A 21192-nucleotide genomic window follows, 5' to 3' on the forward strand; every position below is an offset into this window, starting at 1 on the left:
TGGTCTGTGATGTCAAGCACCATACAGAAACGCGCCGCGCGGAAGACGCCGGCCGAACGCGCTGCCGAAATAGCCGAGGCCGCCCGGGAAATAGCCCTCGAACAGGGGCTTTCCGCCATTACCCTGCGCAACGTGGCGGCACGGGTGGGCGTGGCCTCGGGCCTCGTGGCGCATTACCAGCCCAATGTGGAGTCCCTCGTGGCGGGCATTTTCGCGACCATTGTGGCGGCGGAGACCGAGGAGGTTGCCGGCCTTCTAGAGACGCAGCCGACTCCCTTGGAACAGCTCGGAATGCTCCTCGAAACACTCATGGACGGCAGCCGCCTCGATGTCACGGCGATCTGGGTGGAGGCGTGGACCCTGGGGCGCCGGAACGAGGCGCTCGCAGCCTGCGTCCGTGAGCAGATGGATGCATGGCAGGCGGTGGTGCAGCGCGTCGTCGAAGCGGGGATCGACGCCGGTGAGTTCGAGACGTTCGATGCTCCGTCCGTCGCCTGGCAGATCCTGGGCATGGTGGACGGGCTGAATGCCCAGGCCTTGGTGCGTTGGGACGGCGTCAGCGACCGCGGTACGCACCTGGCCCGCGCAGTGGAAGGCATGGTGGGTGCGGCCCGCGGTTCGCTGCTGCCGGGCGGTGCCCCGCCCATAAGACCGGACTCTTAGTTCCGCAGGTAGTGTTCCAGCCGCTCGAACTCCGGTTGGGAAAGCTCGCTCGCGACGGCGGCAGCCCCCACCGCGCAGGCCGCCGCGAGGCTGCTTTCCTCATCGAGGCCGGACGAGAGTGCCAGCACGAGGGCAGCACAGAAAGCGTCACCGGCCCCCACGCTGTTGACGACGCTCGTCTTGCTCGCAGGTGCGTGGGCGGTCTTGACCCCTCGCGTGTACATCGACGCACCGCCTGCGCCGTAGGTCACGGCCACGCGTTTGGCGCTCCGGAGCTCGGGGATGAGCTCGTACTCCGATTTGTTGACGATCACCAGCTCGCACCGCTCTAGAAGTTCTCCCGGGAGTGCCTGTGCCGGGGCCGCGTTGAGGGCGAAGAACCCGGACGTGCGGCGAGCGGCTTCGAGCACGGCGTCGACGGAGATCTCCAGCTGCGCGAGTACAGGCCCGCCATCTGAGAAATCGACGTGGTCGAGCGAAACCATGGCGTTGGCTCCAGGAGCCACGGCGATCTGGTTCTCGCCCTCGCTGTCGATCACGATCAAAGCGGTACCGGTCGGCGCGGAAACCTGCTTCACTGCGGAAATATCAACCCCTGCACGGTCCAAGGCCTCTGTCAGGAGCTGGCCGTCCGGATCCGCGCCGACGGCCCCCACCATGCGCGCGGCGGCACCCAGCCGTGCGGCAGCCGCGGCTTGATTGCCGCCCTTTCCGCCGGGTTGACGGTTGAGGGCGCCTTCGCCGATGGTTTCACCGGGGGAGGGCAGGCGGTGGACGCGGCATGTGAGATCGACGTTGAGGCTGCCGACGACGGTGAGCGTGCTGGGGGTGGGCATGGACTGTCCTTCGGGTGGTGCTGGATTGCGGTGCCGGGTTTCCGGTCTCGTGCCAGAAGCCTTGTTCATCGAAAGCCCCTTCAGTTCGCCGCCGGCAAGGACAGGATCCGTTCCAGGAGGTGGGCGGCGGCGTCGCCCTTGACGGACAGCACAACCCGGGACGCCCGTTCCGGCACCTGCAGCGAGCCCGCGTCTCCGCCGTCGATCCGCTCACAGCGGGTCTTGCCATGGGCCTCGCCGGTGCTCGTGTCGACGGAAATTCCGACGTACGGGGCGTCGTCGAGCTCCAGGGCGCCGACGGCGATTGCCGCCGCCAGCGGATCGTGGAGGGCGGCGCAATGCTCACCGAAAATCGTGTTGTAAAAGGCGAAATACTGCACGAGCATGCCGGAGAGCGCATCGGCCACCGGGTGTCCGGCTGCCCCAAGGGCCGCACGATGGGCCTCATCGAAGCGGTGGTTCATGGTGACGTCCAACGGAACCATGGTCACCGGCCAGTCGGCCTCCATCACCACGGCGGCCGCCTCGGCGTCATTGAAGATGTTGGCCTCGGCGACGGGGCTGATGTTGCCCGGCACAAACGCGGCTCCGCCCATGATCGTGACATCGCGGACGAGCGACGGAAGCTCCGGGTCCAGTTGCAGCGCGAGGGCCAGATTGGTGAGCGGGCCGACGGCGATGACGCGCAATTCACCCGGGTGCTCGTTGGCGAGCCGCACCAGCATCTCCGCGGCAGTCTCCGATTCGAAGGTCAGCCCGGAGCCTTCCAGGACGACCCCGCCGATGCCGTTCTCGCCGTGAACGTGCGGCGCTCCGCCGTCGAACGTTCCTAGGAGGGGATCGTGCGCACCCACGGCGACCGGGATCCCGGCCCTCCCGGCCGCATGGAGCAGGTTCAACGTGTTGACTGCCCCCGTTGCGGCGCTGACGTTGCCGCTGACGGTTCCGATCCCGGCCAGCTCCACCTCGGGGCTCGCCAAAAGATAGGCGATGGCGAGGGAATCGTCGATGCCGGTATCGCAATCGAGGTAAAACGGCTGCGGTGTGGTGGTGGTCATGGTGCTCCTTCGTGGGTTGGGTGACTCGGGTCCGGGATCAAGCATGGGAGACGACGACGACGGGCGCCGCTGCGGCGCTCGCGGCGACAGGGCGCAGGATCAGGGAAGCGGCAAAGGCCGCGAGGGCGAAGCCCGCCGAGATCCACAAGGCAGTTTGGTAGCCGGCGATGGTTCCGGCTGCGACGGCGGGTGCGACGACGGCGATACCCACACTGGCCCCGATTCCAAAGCACGCTCCATTGAGGCCGGGCACGGAACCCGGAGCCGATTTGGGCGAATTCAATACGGCGATGCCGCTGACGGTGCTCTGGAACTGGCCGAGATACAGGACGCCCATGATGATCAGCAAGCCGAACACCATCCAACGGTCCGCGGCAAAGATTGCGACCGCAACCGCGGCGACGACGATCAGCCCGCTGCTGATCCGCAAGGCCTTGAACCAGCCGATGCGCTGGGCGAACCAGCCGGAGAACACCGCGGTGAGCACGCCGACGAAGGCTGTGGGCGTCAGGTAGAGGAGGGCAGACATGGAGGCGGACAGTCCGTATCCGGCTTTTGCGTCCTGGCTCAGGAGGATCACGGTGAAGTTCAACGCCGAGAAGATGCCGGCAAGCGTCAGCACGGTGCTTGCCAAAACCGGCCATACCTGGCGGGATCGCAATTGTTCGATGGCGATCAGTGGACGTGCAACGCGCCTTTCCACGGCCACGAACACCAGCCCGGATACCACCGCGCCGGCGAGATAGCCCAGGGTCCAGATATCGCCCCATCCCGAAGTGGAAGCCTGCCCGATCAGGTTGCTCAAGAGAACCAGGAACGTGCCCAGGGTACCGGCGCCCCACCAGTCCATGCGTCCCTCGCGTGTCCGGGCGGCTCGCTTCGGGACGACGACGGCGACCAGCACGATCGCGAGCACGCCCACGCCGAGGACCAGCACAAAGAGGAATTGCCAGCCGATGGTGTCGGTGATGAAACCGCCCAGGAAGCCGTCGAGCCCGCCGATGCCGCCGTTGACCGCCGAGATGACACCGACGGAGATGCCGAAGAGGCGTTTGCTGAAGCGCTCGGACAAGAGCAGGAAAGAAATGGTGAACGTGGCGCTGGTTGCACTCTGCAGGACCCGGCCCGCGAGGAGAACGGTCAGGTTCGGTGCCAAAAGGCACAAGACGGTGCCGCACAACATCATCGAGAGCACGATCAGCAGGGTGCGGCGGCGTCCCAGGAAGTCGCTCCATCGGGAAAATGCCATGCCCAGGACCGCGCCGGTCAGGAAGAACAACGACTGGACCTTGGCCACGTTTTCCGTGGATTCCTGGAAGTGGGCGGCCATGGCCGGCAGGGCGGCCGAGAACAGGCTGGCGTTGAGCTGGTAGCTGAGGATCGAAAGGATGAGCGTGGCGATGAGTATGGGCACTCGGGCTGCTTTTCGCCGAACGGGGAGCCCTGCGGTGCTGGTGGCTTGGGTTGTCATGGACAAACTTCCTTGTTTGAAACAGAACGGCTTGGGAGGCGGCTCAATGCAGGTGTGGCGCAGAGCACAAGGTGGCTTATATGTGAATCATACACGCTTGTTATACAAGCTTGGAATACCCATCGCGTAAACTCTCACTATCGACGAAGGGAGCCATCTTGGACCGCAGTGCTGAAGCCGTTCTTTCGGAGCCGTTGGATGCCACTGCCAACATCCCGCTCCGCGTTGCCGTCTACTCGCGCATCATGAACGCCATCAGGGCCGGGCATTTCCCTGTTTCCTCGCTGCTGCCTTCGGAATCTGATCTGGGTTCGGCGATGAAGGTCAGCCGGACGGTGGTCCGTGAAGCGTTGATGCTCCTCGAAGAAGACGGATATGTGCGCTCCCGCCGGGGCATCGGACGTTTTGTCGCCACCCGCCTGCCGCGGGTTGGCCTTGAACGGATCAGGCCCATGGAGGAGATTCTGGCCGAGGCCGGATCCGCTATCCAGGTCAGCCGTACGCAGCACGTATTGCACCCGTCGTCGTCGGTGTTCACCGCGGAGCCTCTCGGAATCCGGGAAGAGGAGGCCTCCTGGTTCTTCGAGAGCGTCCTCACACGGGATGGCTCACCCATTGCCCTGGTCCAGGAGCACGTGGCAAGCAAGGGGGGTCTCGTTGATCGCGACCCTGAAGCGGCGCGGGCCATTGTGGATGACGTCGGGCAAGGGGCGACGCTGTTGGCCAATTTGATCTCGGCCATTGGCCCGGCCTTCGGGCCCGGCGAGACCGATATCGCAGCAGGTACCCCCGGCGTCGCGAGAGGGGAGTTGCTCGAGCTGGACGCCAAGGACCCGGTGCTGATCCTGACGCAGACCGTCGAGCACTCAGGCCAGGTTGTCTACCTGGCGAAGACGCTGGTCAATACCGGCGTAGTCCAGATTGGAATCATCCAGGGAACCTAAGTGCAGGGCTGCCCATTGTCGTGTGGCAGCCCAACTGACTGGCAGTTGTTGTCGCTTTGGGCACCCAAAACGACAACAACTGCTGGGCCGACGCCGGCGAGGGTCCCTGCCTGAGCTTGCGAAGGCTGGGAGCCGGTGGGGACTAGTTGGCCGGGCGCACGGCCCGTCCCGCGACCGCGATCACCAGCTTCTCCGGCAGGAGCTTGACGGCCACCCGCGCGACAAAGGAATTGAGCCGGCCATCCACAACGCTCGGCTTGTTCCCGCGGATCGCGGACAGCGCAGTGTCTACCACCTGCTCGGGGGTCCGCATGTTGCCGGCGGCAGCTGACTCACCGGCGATTTCAAAGAACGGTGTGTCCGTGGCTCCCGGGCAAACGGCGAGCACTTTCACGCCCGTGCCTTGCGTCTCGGCCCACAGTGCCTGGGTGAACGAAAGAACGAAGGCCTTCGTCGCGCCGTAGACGGCCATGTGGGGTATCGGCTGGAAGGCGGCCGTACTCGCGATGTTGATGATCGCCCCCGCCCCGCGTTCCACCATGCCGGGCAGGTAGCGCGTGCTGGTGCCGACCAAGGTGGAGCAGTTCAACTGGATCTGCTCCGCGTAGCGATCGGCGTCTGCATGGAGAACGTGTCCGTGTGTTCCGAATCCGGCGTTGTTGACAAGGATGTCCACTTTGAGCCCCAGGGCGTCGGTGGCGAGCTGGAGTTCCTTTGCCGAGTCCGGCAGGCTCAAGTCCATGGCCAGGACGGTCACTTCGGTGCCCTGCCCGCGGAGTTCACCCGCAAGTGCATCGAGTTTGTCCTGGCTGCGGGCAACGAGGATCAAACGTGCGCCCTCGGCGGCCAACCTGCGGGCAAACACCGAACCAATGCCGGTGGATGCTCCCGTGATGAGGGCTGTTTTGGCTGCAATGTTCATTTCTACTCCTAATAAACTGACTGTGCGGTTTGTTTTTTGGCTAAGGGTCGAGATCTTTGGCTCGTGGTGCGCCGCATTACTGGCTGGAAATGAACTGACGCTCGACCAGTTCCAAGAGGAGGGCCGCCCGTCGCTCGAAGGCGTCGAGATCTTTCGGGCCAAGGGCGTCGGTAACGGACTTCAACCCATCGAATGCGGCCACGATGACCGTTGCCGCATCGTCGGGATCCCCTGAAAACATCAGGACGCCGCTTGCGCGGCCCCGCTGAAGAATGCCGGCCACAAGATCCACCCATGCCGCCAGAGGTGAGGTGGCGCCGGCATTCTCGCTTGTGGATGCCAGTTGATTGGCCAAGTGAACCACGCCCCACGCGGACGAGTCGCTCAGGACTGTTCTGACCATGAATTGCCCGAGATGGCGCAACTCTTCGAGCGGGTTGTTCTTGCTGAGAATTTCCTCATGGACGCGAAGCAGCCACCGTGCCTTCTGCTCGTCGACGACGGCCTGGGCCAACATGGCTTTCGACGAGAAGTGGAAGTAGATGGCTCCCTTCGTGAGCCCGACTGCGCGGATGATGTCGTCCATCCGGGTCTGCTCGAAGCCCTTGCGCGCAAAAACCTCCGCGGCAACCCGAAGGATCTCATTCCGGGTGGCCGCGCCCTTGGGTGTGCTGCCTGTGTCTGCGGATTCCACCCTACCAAGCTACAAACCGACCAGTAGGTATGTCAATGTGGGTAGTTCACCGGCATCGATCATCCGACGGGCACGGCTTGCCGATAGGATTTGGGCATTTAATGGGGGCGCAACAGCAGCGGGTGCTGCTCTGGCAGATTCCGGGAGGAGTGGGGGACCCAATGCGCGATGAAGCGCTCTTCGAGGCTTCCGTCAATCGGGAGCTCGTTCATAAGCGCTCCGTTTCGGAAGTCTTCTTGACCGACTTTGTCCAATCAAGCTCCAGGCGGTTTGTCGCGGGAGCGCAATGGCCGCGATGGCATGTGTTTTATGGATCGCCCGACGGTTCGCCGGACTCTGCGCTGATGGCTGAGACCTTGAGGCAGGCAGTGATCTTCTTGTCCCATTTGTGCGGAGTGCCCTTGAGTCATACGTTCCTCATGCCGTACATGAGCATCTCGGTGGAGGCCGCGCTCCTGGATCCCTTGGTGCCCACGCAGGTCGCCGTAGAGCTCGATGTGAAGGATATGAAGCTCAGTGGAGGGCAATTGTCGGCGCTGACAGTGTCCGCCCGGTTCGTTGTTGACGGCACTCCCGTAGGGGGAGGGGCGGCCGCGGCCCGCATTGTGAATCCCGTGACGTATGAGCGATTCCGCGGGACGGTCCGCACCGGGCTGCCCACCGCCCGCGAAGACTTACTGGCGTGTGTCGACGTCGGGCATGCCACCCAGCGGAACGTGATGCTCGGGCAAAGCAGCCGCCCGCTCATTTGGCCGTTGCGTGTCGATCCAACGCATCCGATCTTCTTTGACCATCCCCTCGACCACGTCCCGGGAATGCTGCTGGTGGAGGCCGCGAGGCAGGCTGTGCGGGTGGCGACGTCCCGGCCGGATGCCGATTTTGCCCTGTTTGAGGCGGAATTCATGAGGTTGGTCGAGTTCAGCTATCCCGTGGATGTTGCGGTGACACAGCTCGACTCCAATATTGGGCGCGGCGTGGTGAAGGTCCGGTTGTTGCACGAAGGAGAGACCCTGGTGTCCTTGTTGGCCCGGGTCAAAGAGCCACGCTGATTCAGGGAGTCTCCGAGCCCTGCCTGTGCATCGGCGCAATGGCCGGCATCATGAAACGCCACATGTCCTCAATGCGTTTGAGGACGTCGCGTCGTTCCGTCAGCACATTGGAGACCATCTGCACGCCAGTGAAAGACGCCACCAGGTACCGTGCGAAGTCGCCGGCATCAACCTCGGGCCGCACGTCACCCTCGAGTTGGGCTTGGCGCGTCAGCATCTCCATGGTGGTGACCCAATCCTGGTACGGACCTTTGACGTCTCCGTTGAACGCCGAAGCTTCAAATGTCAGCCGGATGCCGGCCCTGACCACAGGCTCGTCGAGTAGCTGTTGCCCGAACGTGCGGCACATGGCGATCATCGTCTCCAGTGCCGGCAGGCCGGCGGAGGCGATCTTCTCGCCAGCGACACGCACAATGTTGTGCTGTTCGGCTATGACGGCCAGCGCCAGGTCTTCCTTCGACTTGAAATGGAAATAGAGCGCGCCTTTGGTGACCGAGGCGCGCTCAGTGACGTCGCTTAGGCTCGCATTCCCATAGCCGACCTCTTCAAAGATCGACGCTGCACCCTCAATGACTGCCGTTCGGGTGGCTTTGGCACGTTGTTGCATGATCCGCGTGGAGACCTCTCCGGTTTCTGCGTCCGGGATACTTGAGTACATGAAGCTGGCGGACCGGGGGACCTGTGGGTGCGATGTCAACATGTGTTGACCATGTGCCCCGGGTTCTGGTCCTGGGTTCGTCGGGTTTCATTGGAAGTCGGGTTGTAGCCTCACTCGCCGGGTCCGGAGGGGCGCAGGTTGTGGCACTCTCGCGAAAACCGGTTGCAAGACTACGAAACAATAACGCTACCATCGCGACCGCCGACATTTCCGTCCCGGGGAGCCTGATCCCTTTCTTGCGCGATACGGATGTTGTCATCCATGCCGCATCCTATGTGGGCTCCGATCCTCGTCTGGCCTATGCGATCAACGAGGCCGGCGCCGCTCATGTCGTTGAGCAGTGCCGGGAAGCCGGGGTAGCCCGACTGATCTATGTCAGTACTTGCAGTGTTTACGGGAGCGGGCCCCACCGCGGCATCCTTGAATCTGAAGTGGATTATCAGCCGGCATCTGTTGCCAGTGCCAGCCGTGCCGTTGCCGAACAGCTGGTTCTCGGCTATGGCGGCGAAGTTGTCCGCCCCAACCTCGTGTTCGGTGCGGGAGACCGCTGGTTTGTCCCGGGCCTGCTCAAGCTGATGAATGTGGCTGGAGGCTGGCCAGGCGACGGATCGGCGCTGGTTTCGCTCATCGGCGTGGAGGCGCTCGGAAGGCTGCTTTCCGGGCTCGCGTTGGCCCCTCCGCAACCCGGACAGGCTTTCCACGCCGCATATCCGGAACCGGTTCCTGTGTCAGTTCTCCTGCAAAGCGTTGCCCGGGTATGCGGCGTGGAATACCCGAGGTTCCTGGGTGATGACGAACGTGCCGGCTCGGCCTTGCGCGCGGCCGGATTCAGCGGCCATCAGATTGACCTGGTGACGAAGGATCACTGGTACTCCTCTGAACGCCTTTGGCGGATCTCCGGGCGCGAACCGGAAACGTTCCGCAGCGCCCTTGGCGAATTTGCTTCTTCCTATGAAGCTTCCCGGTGACCCGGTCGGTCATAAACCGGTTGAACGGTTTGTTTGTTGGCCTTCCAGTCCCTAGACTTCAATCCAGTGGCTCGTTGCGATTGCGACAACAAGCTGAAGGGCAGGAATGGGGGGAGGTGCGGCCGGGCAATCGACCGCACCTCATCTGTCCCGAAGCCGCCGGGTTCGATTTCCTATCTCACATCGTTGTGGTTTAGTATTGACGAGTTGCTCCGGCGGGGATGGAAGTCCCTGTGGGCAAAGTTTGGGGCTGTGGCGCAGCTGGTAGCGCACCTGCATGGCATGCAGGGGGTCAGGGGTTCGAGTCCCCTCAGCTCCACCGAAGAGAAGGGAATCACCCGAGCGGGTGGTTCCCTTTTTCGTCTCTCCGTGGAAAACGCCTGGTCTGCCCAACTAGCTCGCAGTTGATGTCGTTTTCAGCCCTCAAAACGACATCAACTGCGAGCTAGTTGGGTCCGTGCTAGTCGGGCTTGACTCCATATTCTGCTGCGCTGACAAACTCGATGGCCGAGTAGGTCTCGTCGCCTACAACCCAGGCAGTGTGTCCCGGTGGGATGGTGTATGAATCTCCTTTGGAGATGCTGATCTTCTTGCCGTCGGTGGTCTCGACTTCCAATGAACCGGCAATGCAGTAACCCACATGGTTAAGCTGGCAGGAATCGGTGTGGACCACCGGTTTGATGCAGTCCGACCAACTCCAGCCTGGCTCGAAGCTGAGGCGGCCGATCGTGTAGTCACCGACGGTGACGTTTTCCACCACGGTTTTGTCCGGGCGGCGAATTTCATCAGGGGAGTTGTGCGACTTTACTTCAAGCTGAGTGACGAGGTTGACGGTCATGATCTGCTCACAAGGGGAGTGGGAGCCTGGTCTTCCAGGTCCGCGACGTGGCTCGCCCTTCGCAGCGGACCCTGGTGTCCGCGCTGCTGGCGGCGTGTGCCGTGCCGACGGCAGCGGTCAGACGGTCGATTACTTGCAATCTCTACCTTCCTCCGCCACCCCTATGTTGTCGAGGGTTCACGAGGGGGATAGATTGGTGCACCGTGACCTTGACCGAGCTGGATGAAACCCTTGAGACGCTGTTCGGCACCCTGCGCCGCTTCCCCGACGTCGAGGCAGGGAACCTGCAGGCGCACGACGCCACCGACCGGCTCCTCCTTGAGACCGCGGCAGGGTACGTGCCCAGCCAGGAAACCCGCGTCGCTGTGATCGGGGACCGCTACGGGGCCCTGACCCTGGGCGCCGTAGCGGCCCTCGGCGTCGGGCACGTCCGCGTGACCCAGGATCTCTACGCCGGCAGGCTCGCGCTGCAACGGAACGCGGACGCGTCCGGGTTGGCCGGCCGCTTCGATCAGTTCGAGCTGGGTGCCGGGTTGCTCGACGGCGCCGGACTGGTGATCGTGCAGCTCCCCAAGGCCCTCGCGGAACTGGAGGAAATCGCCGACGCCGTTGCCCGCTTTGCGGCGCCGGGAGCCGTCCTCCTCGCCGGGGGACGCGTCAAGCACATGACCCTGGGCATGAACGCCGTCCTGGAACGCAACTTCGAGTCCGTGCAGCCACAGCTTGCGCAGCGGAAGTCACGTGTCCTGCTCGCCATCAATCCCAAGCGGCCGGACACCCCGGAGCCCTTCCCGGTCTCGGAGCAGAACACAGAGCTCGGCATGACGGTCTGTGCCCACGGGGGTGCGTTTTCAGGCACCAAGCTGGATATCGGCACGCGCTTCCTCCTGGGCTTCCTGGACAGGCTCCCCGAAGCCCGACACGCGGTAGACCTTGGCTGCGGGACCGGGATCCTCGCGACGATGTACGCCAGGAACCGTCCCGAGTCCCGGGTTACAGCGACGGACCAATCAGCGGCAGCCGTCGCGTCCGCCAGGGCAACGGTGACAGCCAACGGCCTGGCAGATCGCATCACGGTAGTCCATGACGACGCCATGTCCACCTTCGAACCGGGCAGCGCCGACCTCATCCTGCTGAACCCGCCGTTCCACCTCGGGGCCAGCGTCCATGCAGGCGCGGCCACGAAGATGTTCGACGCCGCAGCGCGGGTCCTGGCTCCCGGCGGCGAACTCTGGACTGTCTACAACAGCCACTTGCAGTACCGCGCTGCGCTGGAAAGGCTCATTGGCCCCACCACCGAAATAGGCCGCAACCCGAAATTCACCGTGACACGCAGCATCAAACGCTAGGCGCCCGCCCGGTTCGGTGAGCAGCGCTCCGACAGCACCTGCTCCACCCCGAAGCGCCCGATTCCCGCCATTCCCGGATTGTCATCCGAGAAACTGACCATCGCCGTCGCGAGGACCACGGCCCAGCCGCGGGCCCGGGCCCACGTCGCGGTATCCACGGCGGTTCCGAAGGCCGCCATGAAACGATGCCGCGCACCGCCGTCGAACATCAACCACGCCACGGCGAGATCGACGGCGGGATCCCCGGCTCCGAGGTCTCCGAAGTCGACGACGGCGGCGAGCCGGCCGTCGGGCCGCACAAGGACATTCGCCGGGTGGAGATCTCCATGCAGCCACAGCCCCGGGCCGTCCCACAGCGGGGCGGCGCAGGCTTCGGACCAGAGCCTCCGCAACCGCCCCGCCTGGGGATAGCGGCTGGAATCGCGGAGCCTGTCCATGACCGCGTCCGACCTGGCTGCCAAAGGCACCCCGCGCACGGGATTGACGGGAGCGCCGGGGGTGGCCGGGACATGGATGGCGAGGAGGAACGTGGCCAGGTCCGCGGCCGCCGCGTTCCGCGGCTCCTGGGAAACCAGCACGGCCGGGAGTCCCTTCAACCAAGGAGTCACGCTCCACGGCCATGGGAAGTCCACGGACGGCCGCCCCAAGTGGATGGGGATGGGGAGCGGGACAGGCGAACGCCTGGCATATTCGGGGAGATATTGCTGCTCATGCAGGATCAACTGTGCTGCCGCCTCCCGGCGGGGCAGGCGGACGGCCCACTCCTCGCCGAGCCGGTACATGACGTTGTCCCAGCCATTCGCCACCAGTTCCAACGGAAGGTCCGGGAGCCGTGGCAGCTGCTCCTCGAGTAGATTCCTCACCAACCGCGCGGTGACGTCGAGCTCGGCCTGCGGCATCAGTGCCATATTCCGGGCCTCCCATCAGCAATATCGGCGTCCGTTACGCCCGGGCAGCGTGTGGGCATACCGGGACAAGCACACGTGCCGTACGATGCAAATGCAACAGCATTATTCGAATGATTTTAGGGGAAATCCGTGACTGAGATCCGGCAGCCGACTCCGAGGCGCGGAACCAATCTGCCACGCATGGGGGATTTCAACCTGACCGTCATTCTCGACGCCATCAGGCGCTCACCAGGTGGACTGAGCCGCGTGGAGCTTGCCCAAATCGTCGGCCTTTCACCGCAGACTATTTCGAACATCTCGCGCCGCCTCCTGGATCAACAACTCATAATCGAGGCGGGCAAGGAAGGGAGCGGTCCGGGCAAGCCCCGCACCATCCTGCGCCTGAACCCTTCCGGAATGTACGCGCTTGGCGTCCACCTCGACCCCGCGGTCATCACCACCGTGGTGCTGGACCTGGTGGGCGACGTCGTGAAGCACTCCAGGATTCCCACACCGACGGGGAGCAACCCACAGCGCGTCATCGCCGCCATAGCGGAGGAAATCAAGGCGCTGATCGAAGATTCCGGTGTTGATACCGGGAAGATCGCGGGACTTGGCGTCGCGGCGCCCGGCCCGATCGACCTTGATGAGGGCACCGTCGTCGATCCGCCCCTGATGACGGGGTGGGACAGGGTGCACTTGAGGGATGCCCTCGCCGAAGCCACCGGACTTGAGACCCTCGTGGACAAGGACGTCACCAGCGCGGCGGTCGCCGAAACCTGGGCGGGTGGGGCGAGCGGCACCGGAAGTTTCATTTTCATGTATATGGGTACCGGTATCGGTTGCGGCATCGTCTTGAACGACGAAGTTGTCCGGGGAACATCCGGCAACGCCGGCGAAATCGGACACATCATTGTGGATCCGGACGGCCCGGAATGTGATTGCGGCCTTCGTGGATGCGTCAAGTCGTCCTGTATTCCGCAGGTCCTCGTGGCCGAAGCCGAAAAGCAAGGTGTCCTGAACGGTGGCCGCAAAGGCACCGAGGGCCCGGAAGTGCAGGAAGGCTTTGCCCGGCTTTGCGATGCCGCGGATGCAGGTGACGAACGTGCCATCGCGATCATCGATAAGTCGGCGGTGCTGGTTTCCCGTGCGGTTGCGGTGGTGGCCAACACCCTCGACGTCGAACGCGTCGTCTTCGGCGGCCCGTTCTGGGCCCGCATGGCGGAACGCTACTTGGAGCGCATACCTCCCCTGCTCGCGGCCAACAGTGCCGCCAACAGCATCCACGGCATCGACGTTGTCGGGACCGGAGTGGGCGAAGACGTCGGCGCGATCGGTGCGGCCTGCCTGGTCCTTGAACACACGCTTGCGCCGCGCGCCCAGAGGCTTCTGTTGGAAGGCTGAGGCCTTCACCACGTCCTGTGTCTCAGGGCTGCATTTATCAATATTGGCAACAGGCTGGGCCAGCTGAAGTGTGGGGGCTGCAGCCGCTTGAAGAAGGAGCGTCATGCGTCGCCCAGTCCGGATCGGAGCAGTACTGCTCGGCGTCGTAGGCCTTTTGGCCTCGGCAGCCTGCTCTGCCCAACCGCAAGCCACAAGCAAGCAAACCATCAAGATCGTCTACCAAAAGACGGACTCCTTCACCGCGCTGGACAAGGTCTTCCAGGACGCCAAGCAGGAATTCGAAGCAGCAAACGCGGGCGTCACCGTGGACCTGGAGCCCATCCAGGCCAACGACGACGATTATGGCACCAAGCTCGCGCTGGCCCAACGTTCCCCCGACACCGCTCCCGACGTCTTCTACGAGGACACCTTCAAGGTCCGCTCGGACGTCGACGCCGGATACTTGCTGAAACTCGACTCGCAGCTGGCCTCGTGGGACGAGTGGTCCAAGTTCAACGAGGGTGCCAAAGCTGCGGGGCGCGGCGACGACGGCAGTATCTACGCCGTCCCGCTCGGCACTGATACCAGGGCGATCTGGTACAACAAGACTGTCCTCCAGAAAGCCGGCATACCCGTGCCCTGGCAGCCAAAGACCTGGGATGACATCCTGGCCGCGGCCCGCAAGATGAAGGCAGCGGATCCAGGCGTGATTCCCTTCAGCATGTACGCCGGAACCGGCACGGGTGAGGGAACCGTCATGCAGAGCTTCTACGAACTGCTCTACGGAACCGGCACCCCCTTGTATTCGGAGAGCGACAAGAAGTGGGTGCTCGGTTCCAAGGGATTCACCGATTCACTCCAGTTCCTCAAGACCCTCTACGATGAGAAGCTTTCCGTGACACCGGCCGACGCCCTCGATGCGAATGTGTGGAAGAAGGTCTTTGGCCAGTGGCTGCCGCAGGGCAAAATGGGCGCCACCGTGGAAGGCTCCTACGCGCCATCGTTCTGGCAGAAGGGCGGTTCATATGAATGGGCCGGCTACACGCAGGATATGGGAGTGGCCACGTTCCCCACCCAGTTCGGACAGGACCCCGGTGGCGTGAGCATGTCCGGTGGCTGGACGCTCGCCGTCGGCGCGAAGACCAAGGCCCCGGACTTGGCCTTCAAGTTCCTGACCACTGCGTTGAACAAGAAGAATGCCTTGGCCTTCGACGTCAACAACTCCCAGATCGCGGTCCGCACCGATGTCGCGTCCGATCCCGGTTACCAAGCGGCCAACCCGTTCGTGAAGGCTGTTTCCGATCTGGTCGGAGTGACGCACTACCGTCCGGCAACAGCCGACTATCCGAAGATCTCCCTCGCCGTCCAACAAGCCACTGAGGCGGTCATCACCGGCAAGCAAAGCCCGGCTGAGGCCGCGGCCGAATACGACGCCTCTGTCAAGAAACTCGTCGGCGACGCCAAGGTCATGCAGAAATGACGCATGGCAGTCCCTGATTCCCTCAGCCGCAGTTCCCTCCGGCGCAGAACCCCCATCCAAAGGACTCTGCGTCGCAGGCTCCGCTTGTTGCCGGTTGTTCCGTCAATCGTGCTGCTGGGCTTCTTCATGCTGGCCCCTGTGGCGTGGTCCTTCTATGCCTCCTTCACCAACGCCGCGTTGTCCGGCGAGGCGGCCCTGAACCCTCAATGGGTCGGCCTGGACAACTACGCCCGGATGTTGACGGATTCCGTCTTCCCGCTCTCGGCATGGCTGACGATGGTCTTCGTTATCGCGTCCGCGATCCTCGGACAGAACGCCCTGGGCCTGGGCATCGCCTTGTTGATGACCCGATCCGGGGGAGCCACCGCATCGCTCGTGGGCACGGTGGTGGTCGCTTCTTGGGTACTGCCTGAAATCGTGGCGGCCTTCGCGGCCTACGCGTACTTCAGCCAGGACGGGACGCTCAACCAGCTTCTGGGACTGTTCGGTGTCCAGGGCACCAACTGGCTCTATGCCTTTCCCATGGCCGCGGTCGTCCTGGCCAATGTCTGGCGCGGCACCGCGTTCTCGATGCTGGTCTACAGGGCCGCGCTTTCCCAGGTCCCGCGCGACATCTCCGAAGCCGCCCTCATGGACGGCGCCAGGGGTTGGCAACGCCTGGCCTTCATCACGCTTCCGATCATCCGCGGGAGCATCGCCACCAACCTCATGCTCATCACCCTGCAGACGCTCGCGGTATTCACCCTCATCTGGGTGATGACGGGGGGTGGTCCGTCCAACGCGAGCACCACCCTCCCCGTGCTGGCGTACCAGGAAGCCTTCAAGCTCGGAGACATCGGATACGGCACCGCGATCGCTTCGGTCCTGATCCTGATCGGCATGGTCTTCGGGGCCGTGTACGTCAGGCTGCTCCGGGGGGCGAAACCGTGACTTCCCTGCGCCGCGCTCCGCTGGTCGCCGGGAAGCGCCCGACGGCGGTGGGCCGGGGACGGCTCCGCGTCCGCTTGGCCGCGAATGCGGCGTTGGCCGTGATCGGCGTGTGCTTCGTGCTGCCCCTTGCGTGGCTGCTTTTTGCTTCCGTCGATCCGCACGCCGGATACGAGACGCGGTGGCCCCTATCGCCGTCGTTCGCGAATTTTGCCGCCGTACTGACGCCCGGCCTGCTGTTCCAGCCGCTCGCGAACAGCTTCCTGCTCTCCGCTGGGACCGCCGTCGTAAACCTGGCAGCTGCCGTCCTGGTGGCCTATCCGCTGTCCCGCTACCAATCGCGCTTCAACAAGCCGTTCCTCTATGCGATCCTGTTCGGAACCTCGCTCCCGGTCACGGCAATCATGGTGCCGGTCTATGGGCTGTTCGTGCAGTTGCAACTGCTGGACTCGATGCCGGCAACCATCTTCTTCATGGCAACCACCACCTTGCCCATGGCCATTTGGATGACCAAGAACTTCATGGACTCCGTGCCGCTGGAGCTGGAGGAAGCTGCCTGGATGGACGGCGCCTCCGGACTGGCCACGCTGCGGAGAATCGTCCTGCCGCTGATGAGGCAAGGCCTGGGCGTGGTGTTCATCTTCGTCTTCATCCAGGCGTGGGGGAACTTCTTCGTCCCGTTCATCCTGTTGTTGTCCAACTCCAAACAGCCGGCCGCGGTGTCCGTTTTCAGCTTCTTTGGCCAGCATGGAGCCATCGCCTACGGAGAACTCGCCGCGTTCTCCATCCTGTATTCCGTCCCCGTGCTTATCCTCTACACGGTGGTCGCCAGGGGCTCCGGCAGCGCGTTCGCGCTTTCGGGCGCGATGAAAGGCTGAGCAGCCAGGACTCAGTCGATGTCCTCCACGATGGTGCCGAACGGGATGGAATCATCCAGGTGCGCTTGGTGGCCGCTGTGGTTGTAGACCACGCGGACGCCGTGAAGCTGGTCTGCGGCCGATTGCATCAGGATGGGGCGGACGGTCTGGACGAATCTTTCCTCTTTGCCGGCGAGGTACTCCTGGTAACTGGCGGGAAGCTGGATCATGGCAAAAGAATAGTCCTGCGGGACCGCCAAGGGGAGTGCTCGCGCCGGACTTCCCCGTGGCGTATTCTTCGCCGGCTGGACCCGGCCGGAAGACTCAGCGAACAATCTTCAGAAATCGGGCGAAACGTAGCGTAAAAGTGCGTCTTAATTCGGCGGAGGATTTGTGGCGGCCGGAGCCCCGTTCTAGAGTCGTATTCAAGTTACCGCGGTAACGTGTCAGCGATCCTCCGCCGATCTGCCTCTTGAAGGCAGGCAGGAGGGTGTGGGTGCCCCCATGTGGGCCTGACATTTGCACACGGACAACTTCATTCCAGGCGTAACAGTCGCGGCTGCGCCCTGCTGGAGTTCGTTGCGTGTATCCCCAAACTCAATTCACCGATTCTGCAGTCCACGGTTTCACGTCCGTGAACGCAGGCCCGCTGACACACAGCCAAGGACGCAAATGTCACCACCAAGCCTCATCGACACTCATCCGAACCTGACCGGCGCCGCCCCTGTTGCCTTGTCCTACGAACTTTTCCCGCCCCGCTCTCCAGCGGCTGCGGAGTCCCTCTGGACGACCATCGGGGAGCTTGAGGCCACGGATCCCGACTTCGTCTCCGTGACGTACGGTGCCAGCGGTTCCAACCGGGACACCGCCGTCGAGCTCATCAACCGGCTGCTGCTCGAAACGACCCTGCGGCCACTGGCACACCTGACCTGCGTCGGAAACACCCCGCAGGAATTGGCCGAGATCATCGGCGAACTCCTGGACAACGGCGTGCGCGGCATCCTTGCCCTGCGTGGCGACCTTCCCAAGGACAGCGGCCAGCCGGTCAGTGGTTCGCTGCGCTACGCCCAGGACCTCATCGAACTGATCCGGCGTGTGGAACAGCGGCGTTCGGCCCTCCTGTGCGCGGGCAAGATCGCCGTCGGCGTGGCCGCCTATCCCACGCGCCACCCGGAGTCCCCGAGCGTGGAGCACGACGTCGAGGTGCTGCTCGCGAAGCAGCGTTCGGGTGCCGACTTCGCCATCACGCAGGTCTTCTTCCACACCGAGCAGTATGCGGACCTGATCTCCCGTGCCCGGCGTGCCGGCGTCACGATCCCGATCATCCCGGGCGTCATGCCGCTGACCAGCCTTCGCCGGCTCAAGCGCCTCGGCGAGCTCACCGGCGTCGAACCCGCACCGGAACTGATCGAGCGACTTGCCGCGGCGGACAGCGACGCCGAACGGCGCAAGATCGGAGTCCGCGCCACGGTGGACCTGGCCAACGCCGCCCTGCAGGCCGGTGCTCCGGGCATCCACCTGTACACCTTCAACGAGCACGCCTGCGCCCTGGACGTGCTGGACAAGCTTGCCTTGCCCCGCCCGGCCCGGCCGGCCAGCAGGCTCAGCGCCATCGCCCGCCGCCAGGAACTCGTCAGCTGATCAGCCAACGCTGCTCCGCAAACCCCTCGACACATCGATTTGCACCTACTGCCCCAAGGAAATCCCATGACTGAACAGAACCTCACTGAAAAGACCAATGCGGCGTTCCCCGCTGCATCCCTGCTCGGCTACCCGCGCATCGGCCGCCGCCGCGAACTCAAGAAGGCAATCGAAGCCTACTGGGCCGGCAAGATCGACGCCGCTGCCCTTGACGCCGCTGCCAAGGACATCCAACTGACCACCGCCAGGCGCCTCCAGGAACTCGGCCTCAACGAAGCCGCCGCCGTTCCAGGCACCTTCTCCTACTACGACCAGGTGCTCGACGCCACCGCGCACCTGGGTGCGGTCCCGGCCCGTTTCGGCCAGCTGCTCAACGCCGAAGGCCAGCTCGACATCGATGGCTACTTCACCCTGGCCCGCGGCAACAAGGAACAGCAGCCGCTCGAAATGACCAAGTGGTTCGACACGAACTACCACTACCTCGTTCCGGAAATCGGCCCCGAGACCGACTTCAAGCTCGCCTCCAACCGCATCGTCGAGGAGTTCGAGTTCGCCCTCGCCAACGGCATCGAGACCCGCCCGTACATTGTTGGGCCGGTGACCTACCTGCTGCTCTCCAAGGCTTCCGACGATGCTCCCGCGGGCTTCGCTCCGCTGTCCCGCTTGGAGGACATCCTCCCGGTCTATGTTGAACTCCTTGGCAAGCTTGCCGCTGCCGGCGCCAGCTGGATCCAGTTGGACGAGCCCGCCCTCGTTGTCGACCAGGACACCCCGGCCGCGGAAATCCAGGCTGCCACTGCCCGTGCCTACGAAGTCCTCTCAGGTGCCGCAGCGCGCCCGCAGCTCTTCGTCTCCACGCCCTACGGTTCCCTCGACGGCCAGCTCGGCACACTCGCTGCGACCAACATCGACGCCCTGCACGTCGACGTTTTCAAGGGCGCGGTACCGTCAGCGGCAGCCCTGGCCGGCCTGGGCAACAAGACCCTGGTTGCCGGCGTCGTCGATGGCCACAACATCTGGCGCAACGACCTTGCCGTCTCGGCCGGCAAGCTGGACGAACTGAAGGCCGCGGCCGGCAAGCTTGCCGTCAGCACCTCCACCTCCACCCAGCACGTCCCGCACGACACTGCCGAGGAAACCCAGCTCTCCGCGCAGCTGCGTAGCTGGCTCGCATTCGCTGACCAGAAGGCCGTCGAGGTCAAGGTCCTGGCGGACTACCTGGCCGACTCAGCTTCCGCGAAGGCCGCGATCGACGAGGCTTCCGCGGTGATCGCGTCCCGCGCCACCGCCGAGGGGGTCCAGCGCGCCGACGTCCGTGCCCGCACGGCTGCCCTCACCGAGGCCGACTTCAACCGCTCCGAGTACCCGGTCCGCGAAGCCGCCCAGGAAGCTGCGCTTCACTTGCCGCCGCTGCCCACCACCACCATCGGATCCTTCCCCCAGACCTCGGAAATCCGTTCCGCCCGTGCCCGCAACAACAAGGGTGAGCTGAGCAACGAGCAGTACGAGCAGCTCATGAAGGACGAGATCAAGCGCGTCGTCGAGCTGCAGGAAGAGCTCGGCTACGATGTCCTGGTGCACGGCGAGCCCGAGCGCAACGACATGGTCCAGTACTTCGCCGAGAACCTCGAAGGCTTCGACGTAACCGTTCACGGCTGGGTCCAGTCCTACGGCTCGCGTTGCACCCGGCCGTCCATCCTCTGGGGCGACGTCACCCGTTCGGCGCCCATCACGGTTGCCTGGGCGGAATACGCGCAGTCCCTCACCAGCAAGCCGATGAAGGGCATGCTCACCGGTCCGGTGACCATCCTGGCCTGGTCCTTCGTCCGCGACGACCAGCCGCTCGGCGAGACCGCCAACCAGGTCGGCCTGGCACTGCGGGATGAAATCGCCGACCTCGAAGCAGCCGGCATCAAGGTCATCCAGGTGGACGAGCCCGCACTGCGCGAACTCCTGCCGCTGCGCAAGGCCGACCACGCCGCCTACCTGAAGTGGTCGGTCGACTCCTTCCGCCTGGCCACCGCCGGTGCCGCCGACGCCACCCAGATCCACACCCACCTCTGCTACTCGGAGTTCGGTGTGATCATCGACGCGATCGACGGCCTCGACGCCGACGTCACGTCCATCGAAGCAGCACGCTCACGCATGGAGGTTGTCCACGACCTCGAGGCGCACCACTTCGGCCGCGGGGTTGGTCCTGGCGTTTACGACATCCACTCGCCGCGTGTTCCGGGGGAGGCCGAGGTCACCGAACTGCTGTCCACCGCCGTCAAGCACGTTCCGTCCCGCCAGCTCTGGGTCAACCCGGACTGCGGCTTGAAGACCCGCGGCTACGCCGAGACTGAAGAGTCCCTGCGCAACCTGGTCAAGGCCACCAAGACGGTCCGCGCCGGACTGCTCAAAGCAGCAAAGTAAACCTCACGTAGTACAAACTGCGGCGGGGGGGGGGGGGGGGGGGGGGGGGGGCGGGGGGGCGGGGGGGGGGGGAGGGGGGGGGGGGGGCGGGGGGGCCCGGGGGCGGGGGGGGGGCCGCCCCCCCCGCGGGGGGCGCGCGCCGGCCCCGCGGG

The 21192-nt window shown here is 64.3% G+C and carries 20 protein-coding genes and 1 tRNA gene; 12 read left to right on the forward strand and 9 right to left on the reverse strand.

The window, feature by feature from the left end; all coding sequences use genetic code 11:
- Positions 1–9: 9 nt before the first annotated feature.
- The gene (locus tag BMF89_RS19580; RefSeq protein WP_078108716.1) at positions 10–663 is read left to right on the forward strand and encodes a TetR family transcriptional regulator C-terminal domain-containing protein; all 654 of its coding nucleotides are present in this window, start codon (positions 10–12) and stop codon (positions 661–663) included.
- On the opposite strand, the gene BMF89_RS19585 is transcribed toward BMF89_RS19580, so the two are convergent.
- The 3 genes from BMF89_RS19585 to BMF89_RS19595 all read right to left on the reverse strand — a co-directional run bounded on the left by BMF89_RS19585 (position 660) and on the right by BMF89_RS19595 (position 4028).
- A complete protein-coding gene (locus tag BMF89_RS19585) occupies positions 660–1499 on the reverse strand; it encodes a PfkB family carbohydrate kinase (protein ID WP_078108717.1) in 840 nt (279 codons plus the stop codon). The genes BMF89_RS19580 and BMF89_RS19585 overlap by 4 nt on opposite strands.
- 80 nt (positions 1500–1579) lie before the next feature.
- Positions 1580–2557, reverse strand: coding sequence for a nucleoside hydrolase (locus BMF89_RS19590; RefSeq protein ID WP_078108718.1), 978 nt, complete (start codon positions 2555–2557; stop codon positions 1580–1582).
- 37 nt (positions 2558–2594) lie between these two features.
- Entirely contained in the window at positions 2595–4028 is a 1434-nt protein-coding gene (locus BMF89_RS19595) for an MFS transporter (protein ID WP_078108719.1), read from the reverse strand.
- Between the two features lie 158 nt (positions 4029–4186).
- On the opposite strand from BMF89_RS19595, the gene BMF89_RS19600 reads away from it, so the two are divergent.
- Positions 4187–4972: a GntR family transcriptional regulator gene (locus tag BMF89_RS19600; protein ID WP_253190908.1), complete on the forward strand. Its 786-nt coding sequence runs from the start codon at positions 4187–4189 to the stop codon at positions 4970–4972.
- A gap of 142 nt (positions 4973–5114) precedes the next feature.
- On the opposite strand, the gene BMF89_RS19605 is transcribed toward BMF89_RS19600, so the two are convergent.
- Both BMF89_RS19605 and BMF89_RS19610 read right to left on the reverse strand, forming a co-directional pair.
- Complete coding sequence (locus BMF89_RS19605; protein WP_078108720.1) at positions 5115–5894, reverse strand: SDR family oxidoreductase; 780 nt, start codon at positions 5892–5894, stop codon at positions 5115–5117.
- A gap of 76 nt (positions 5895–5970) precedes the next feature.
- Positions 5971–6588, reverse strand: coding sequence for a TetR/AcrR family transcriptional regulator (locus BMF89_RS19610; protein WP_078108721.1), 618 nt, complete (start codon positions 6586–6588; stop codon positions 5971–5973).
- A gap of 161 nt (positions 6589–6749) precedes the next feature.
- On the opposite strand from BMF89_RS19610, the gene BMF89_RS19615 reads away from it, so the two are divergent.
- Positions 6750–7637: a ScbA/BarX family gamma-butyrolactone biosynthesis protein gene (locus BMF89_RS19615; RefSeq protein ID WP_171983565.1), complete on the forward strand. Its 888-nt coding sequence runs from the start codon at positions 6750–6752 to the stop codon at positions 7635–7637.
- Position 7638: 1 nt separating this feature from the next.
- Here BMF89_RS19615 and BMF89_RS19620 read toward each other — a convergent pair whose 3' ends face one another.
- Positions 7639–8337 (reverse strand): ScbR family autoregulator-binding transcription factor, encoded by a 699-nt coding sequence (locus tag BMF89_RS19620; RefSeq protein ID WP_253190909.1) that lies wholly within the window; start codon positions 8335–8337, stop codon positions 7639–7641.
- On the opposite strand from BMF89_RS19620, the gene BMF89_RS19625 reads away from it, so the two are divergent.
- Both BMF89_RS19625 and BMF89_RS19630 read left to right on the forward strand, forming a co-directional pair.
- A complete protein-coding gene (locus tag BMF89_RS19625) occupies positions 8328–9263 on the forward strand; it encodes an NAD(P)-dependent oxidoreductase (RefSeq protein ID WP_078108723.1) in 936 nt (311 codons plus the stop codon). The two genes, BMF89_RS19620 and BMF89_RS19625, sit on opposite strands and share 10 nt — an antisense overlap.
- Before the next feature lie 246 nt (positions 9264–9509).
- Positions 9510–9582: transfer RNA gene (locus tag BMF89_RS19630), tRNA-Ala, on the forward strand.
- Between the two features lie 141 nt (positions 9583–9723).
- Here the strand turns inward: BMF89_RS19630 and BMF89_RS19635 are convergent.
- The gene (locus tag BMF89_RS19635) at positions 9724–10101 is read right to left on the reverse strand and encodes a cupin domain-containing protein (RefSeq protein ID WP_078108724.1); all 378 of its coding nucleotides are present in this window, start codon (positions 10099–10101) and stop codon (positions 9724–9726) included.
- A gap of 203 nt (positions 10102–10304) precedes the next feature.
- Here BMF89_RS19635 and BMF89_RS19640 point away from each other — a divergent pair, with 203 nt between their 5' ends.
- Positions 10305–11450, forward strand: coding sequence for a methyltransferase (locus tag BMF89_RS19640; RefSeq protein ID WP_366215030.1), 1146 nt, complete (start codon positions 10305–10307; stop codon positions 11448–11450).
- Here BMF89_RS19640 and BMF89_RS19645 read toward each other — a convergent pair.
- Entirely contained in the window at positions 11447–12358 is a 912-nt protein-coding gene (locus BMF89_RS19645) for an aminoglycoside phosphotransferase family protein (RefSeq protein ID WP_078108725.1), read from the reverse strand. The two genes, BMF89_RS19640 and BMF89_RS19645, sit on opposite strands and share 4 nt — an antisense overlap.
- A gap of 129 nt (positions 12359–12487) precedes the next feature.
- Between BMF89_RS19645 and BMF89_RS19650 the strand changes: the two genes are divergently transcribed.
- From BMF89_RS19650 to BMF89_RS19665, 4 genes are all read left to right on the forward strand, one after another.
- Entirely contained in the window at positions 12488–13741 is a 1254-nt protein-coding gene (locus BMF89_RS19650) for an ROK family transcriptional regulator (protein ID WP_253190910.1), read from the forward strand.
- Between the two features lie 103 nt (positions 13742–13844).
- Positions 13845–15200, forward strand: a complete 1356-nt coding sequence (locus BMF89_RS19655) for an extracellular solute-binding protein (RefSeq protein ID WP_078108727.1) — start codon at positions 13845–13847, stop codon at positions 15198–15200.
- Between the two features lie 3 nt (positions 15201–15203).
- Positions 15204–16130 (forward strand): sugar ABC transporter permease, encoded by a 927-nt coding sequence (locus BMF89_RS19660; RefSeq protein WP_078108728.1) that lies wholly within the window; start codon positions 15204–15206, stop codon positions 16128–16130.
- Positions 16131–16150: 20 nt separating this feature from the next.
- Complete coding sequence (locus tag BMF89_RS19665) at positions 16151–17005, forward strand: carbohydrate ABC transporter permease (RefSeq protein WP_253190911.1); 855 nt, start codon at positions 16151–16153, stop codon at positions 17003–17005.
- 11 nt (positions 17006–17016) lie between these two features.
- Here BMF89_RS19665 and BMF89_RS19670 read toward each other — a convergent pair whose 3' ends face one another.
- Positions 17017–17214: a hypothetical protein gene (locus BMF89_RS19670; RefSeq protein WP_078108730.1), complete on the reverse strand. Its 198-nt coding sequence runs from the start codon at positions 17212–17214 to the stop codon at positions 17017–17019.
- Positions 17215–17656: 442 nt separating this feature from the next.
- Here BMF89_RS19670 and BMF89_RS19675 point away from each other — a divergent pair, with 442 nt between their 5' ends.
- Both BMF89_RS19675 and metE read left to right on the forward strand, forming a co-directional pair.
- Complete coding sequence (locus BMF89_RS19675) at positions 17657–18625, forward strand: methylenetetrahydrofolate reductase (protein WP_078108731.1); 969 nt, start codon at positions 17657–17659, stop codon at positions 18623–18625.
- Positions 18626–18691: 66 nt separating this feature from the next.
- Positions 18692–21040 (forward strand): 5-methyltetrahydropteroyltriglutamate--homocysteine S-methyltransferase, encoded by a 2349-nt coding sequence (gene metE / locus BMF89_RS19680; RefSeq protein ID WP_078108732.1) that lies wholly within the window; start codon positions 18692–18694, stop codon positions 21038–21040.
- Positions 21041–21192: the final 152 nt, after the last annotated feature.

The organism is Arthrobacter sp. SRS-W-1-2016 (genome assembly GCF_002009585.1).
GTDB lineage: Bacteria > Actinomycetota > Actinomycetes > Actinomycetales > Micrococcaceae > Arthrobacter > Arthrobacter bambusae_A.

Coding starts and splice junctions, on each gene's coding strand:
- BMF89_RS19580 (WP_078108716.1), top strand. CDS start 10: ATGTCAAGCACCATACAGAAACGCGCCGCGCGGAAGACGCCGGCCGAA.
- BMF89_RS19585 (WP_078108717.1), bottom strand. CDS start 1,499: ATGCCCACCCCCAGCACGCTCACCGTCGTCGGCAGCCTCAACGTCGAT.
- BMF89_RS19590 (WP_078108718.1), bottom strand. CDS start 2,557: ATGACCACCACCACACCGCAGCCGTTTTACCTCGATTGCGATACCGGC.
- BMF89_RS19595 (WP_078108719.1), bottom strand. CDS start 4,028: ATGACAACCCAAGCCACCAGCACCGCAGGGCTCCCCGTTCGGCGAAAA.
- BMF89_RS19605 (WP_078108720.1), bottom strand. CDS start 5,894: ATGAACATTGCAGCCAAAACAGCCCTCATCACGGGAGCATCCACCGGC.
- BMF89_RS19615 (WP_171983565.1), top strand. CDS start 6,750: ATGCGCGATGAAGCGCTCTTCGAGGCTTCCGTCAATCGGGAGCTCGTT.
- BMF89_RS19625 (WP_078108723.1), top strand. CDS start 8,328: ATGTCAACATGTGTTGACCATGTGCCCCGGGTTCTGGTCCTGGGTTCG.
- BMF89_RS19620 (WP_253190909.1), bottom strand. CDS start 8,337: ATGTTGACATCGCACCCACAGGTCCCCCGGTCCGCCAGCTTCATGTAC.
- BMF89_RS19635 (WP_078108724.1), bottom strand. CDS start 10,101: ATGACCGTCAACCTCGTCACTCAGCTTGAAGTAAAGTCGCACAACTCC.
- BMF89_RS19645 (WP_078108725.1), bottom strand. CDS start 12,358: ATGGCACTGATGCCGCAGGCCGAGCTCGACGTCACCGCGCGGTTGGTG.
- BMF89_RS19655 (WP_078108727.1), top strand. CDS start 13,845: ATGCGTCGCCCAGTCCGGATCGGAGCAGTACTGCTCGGCGTCGTAGGC.
- BMF89_RS19660 (WP_078108728.1), top strand. CDS start 15,204: ATGGCAGTCCCTGATTCCCTCAGCCGCAGTTCCCTCCGGCGCAGAACC.
- BMF89_RS19670 (WP_078108730.1), bottom strand. CDS start 17,214: ATGATCCAGCTTCCCGCCAGTTACCAGGAGTACCTCGCCGGCAAAGAG.
- BMF89_RS19675 (WP_078108731.1), top strand. CDS start 17,657: ATGTCACCACCAAGCCTCATCGACACTCATCCGAACCTGACCGGCGCC.
- metE (WP_078108732.1), top strand. CDS start 18,692: ATGACTGAACAGAACCTCACTGAAAAGACCAATGCGGCGTTCCCCGCT.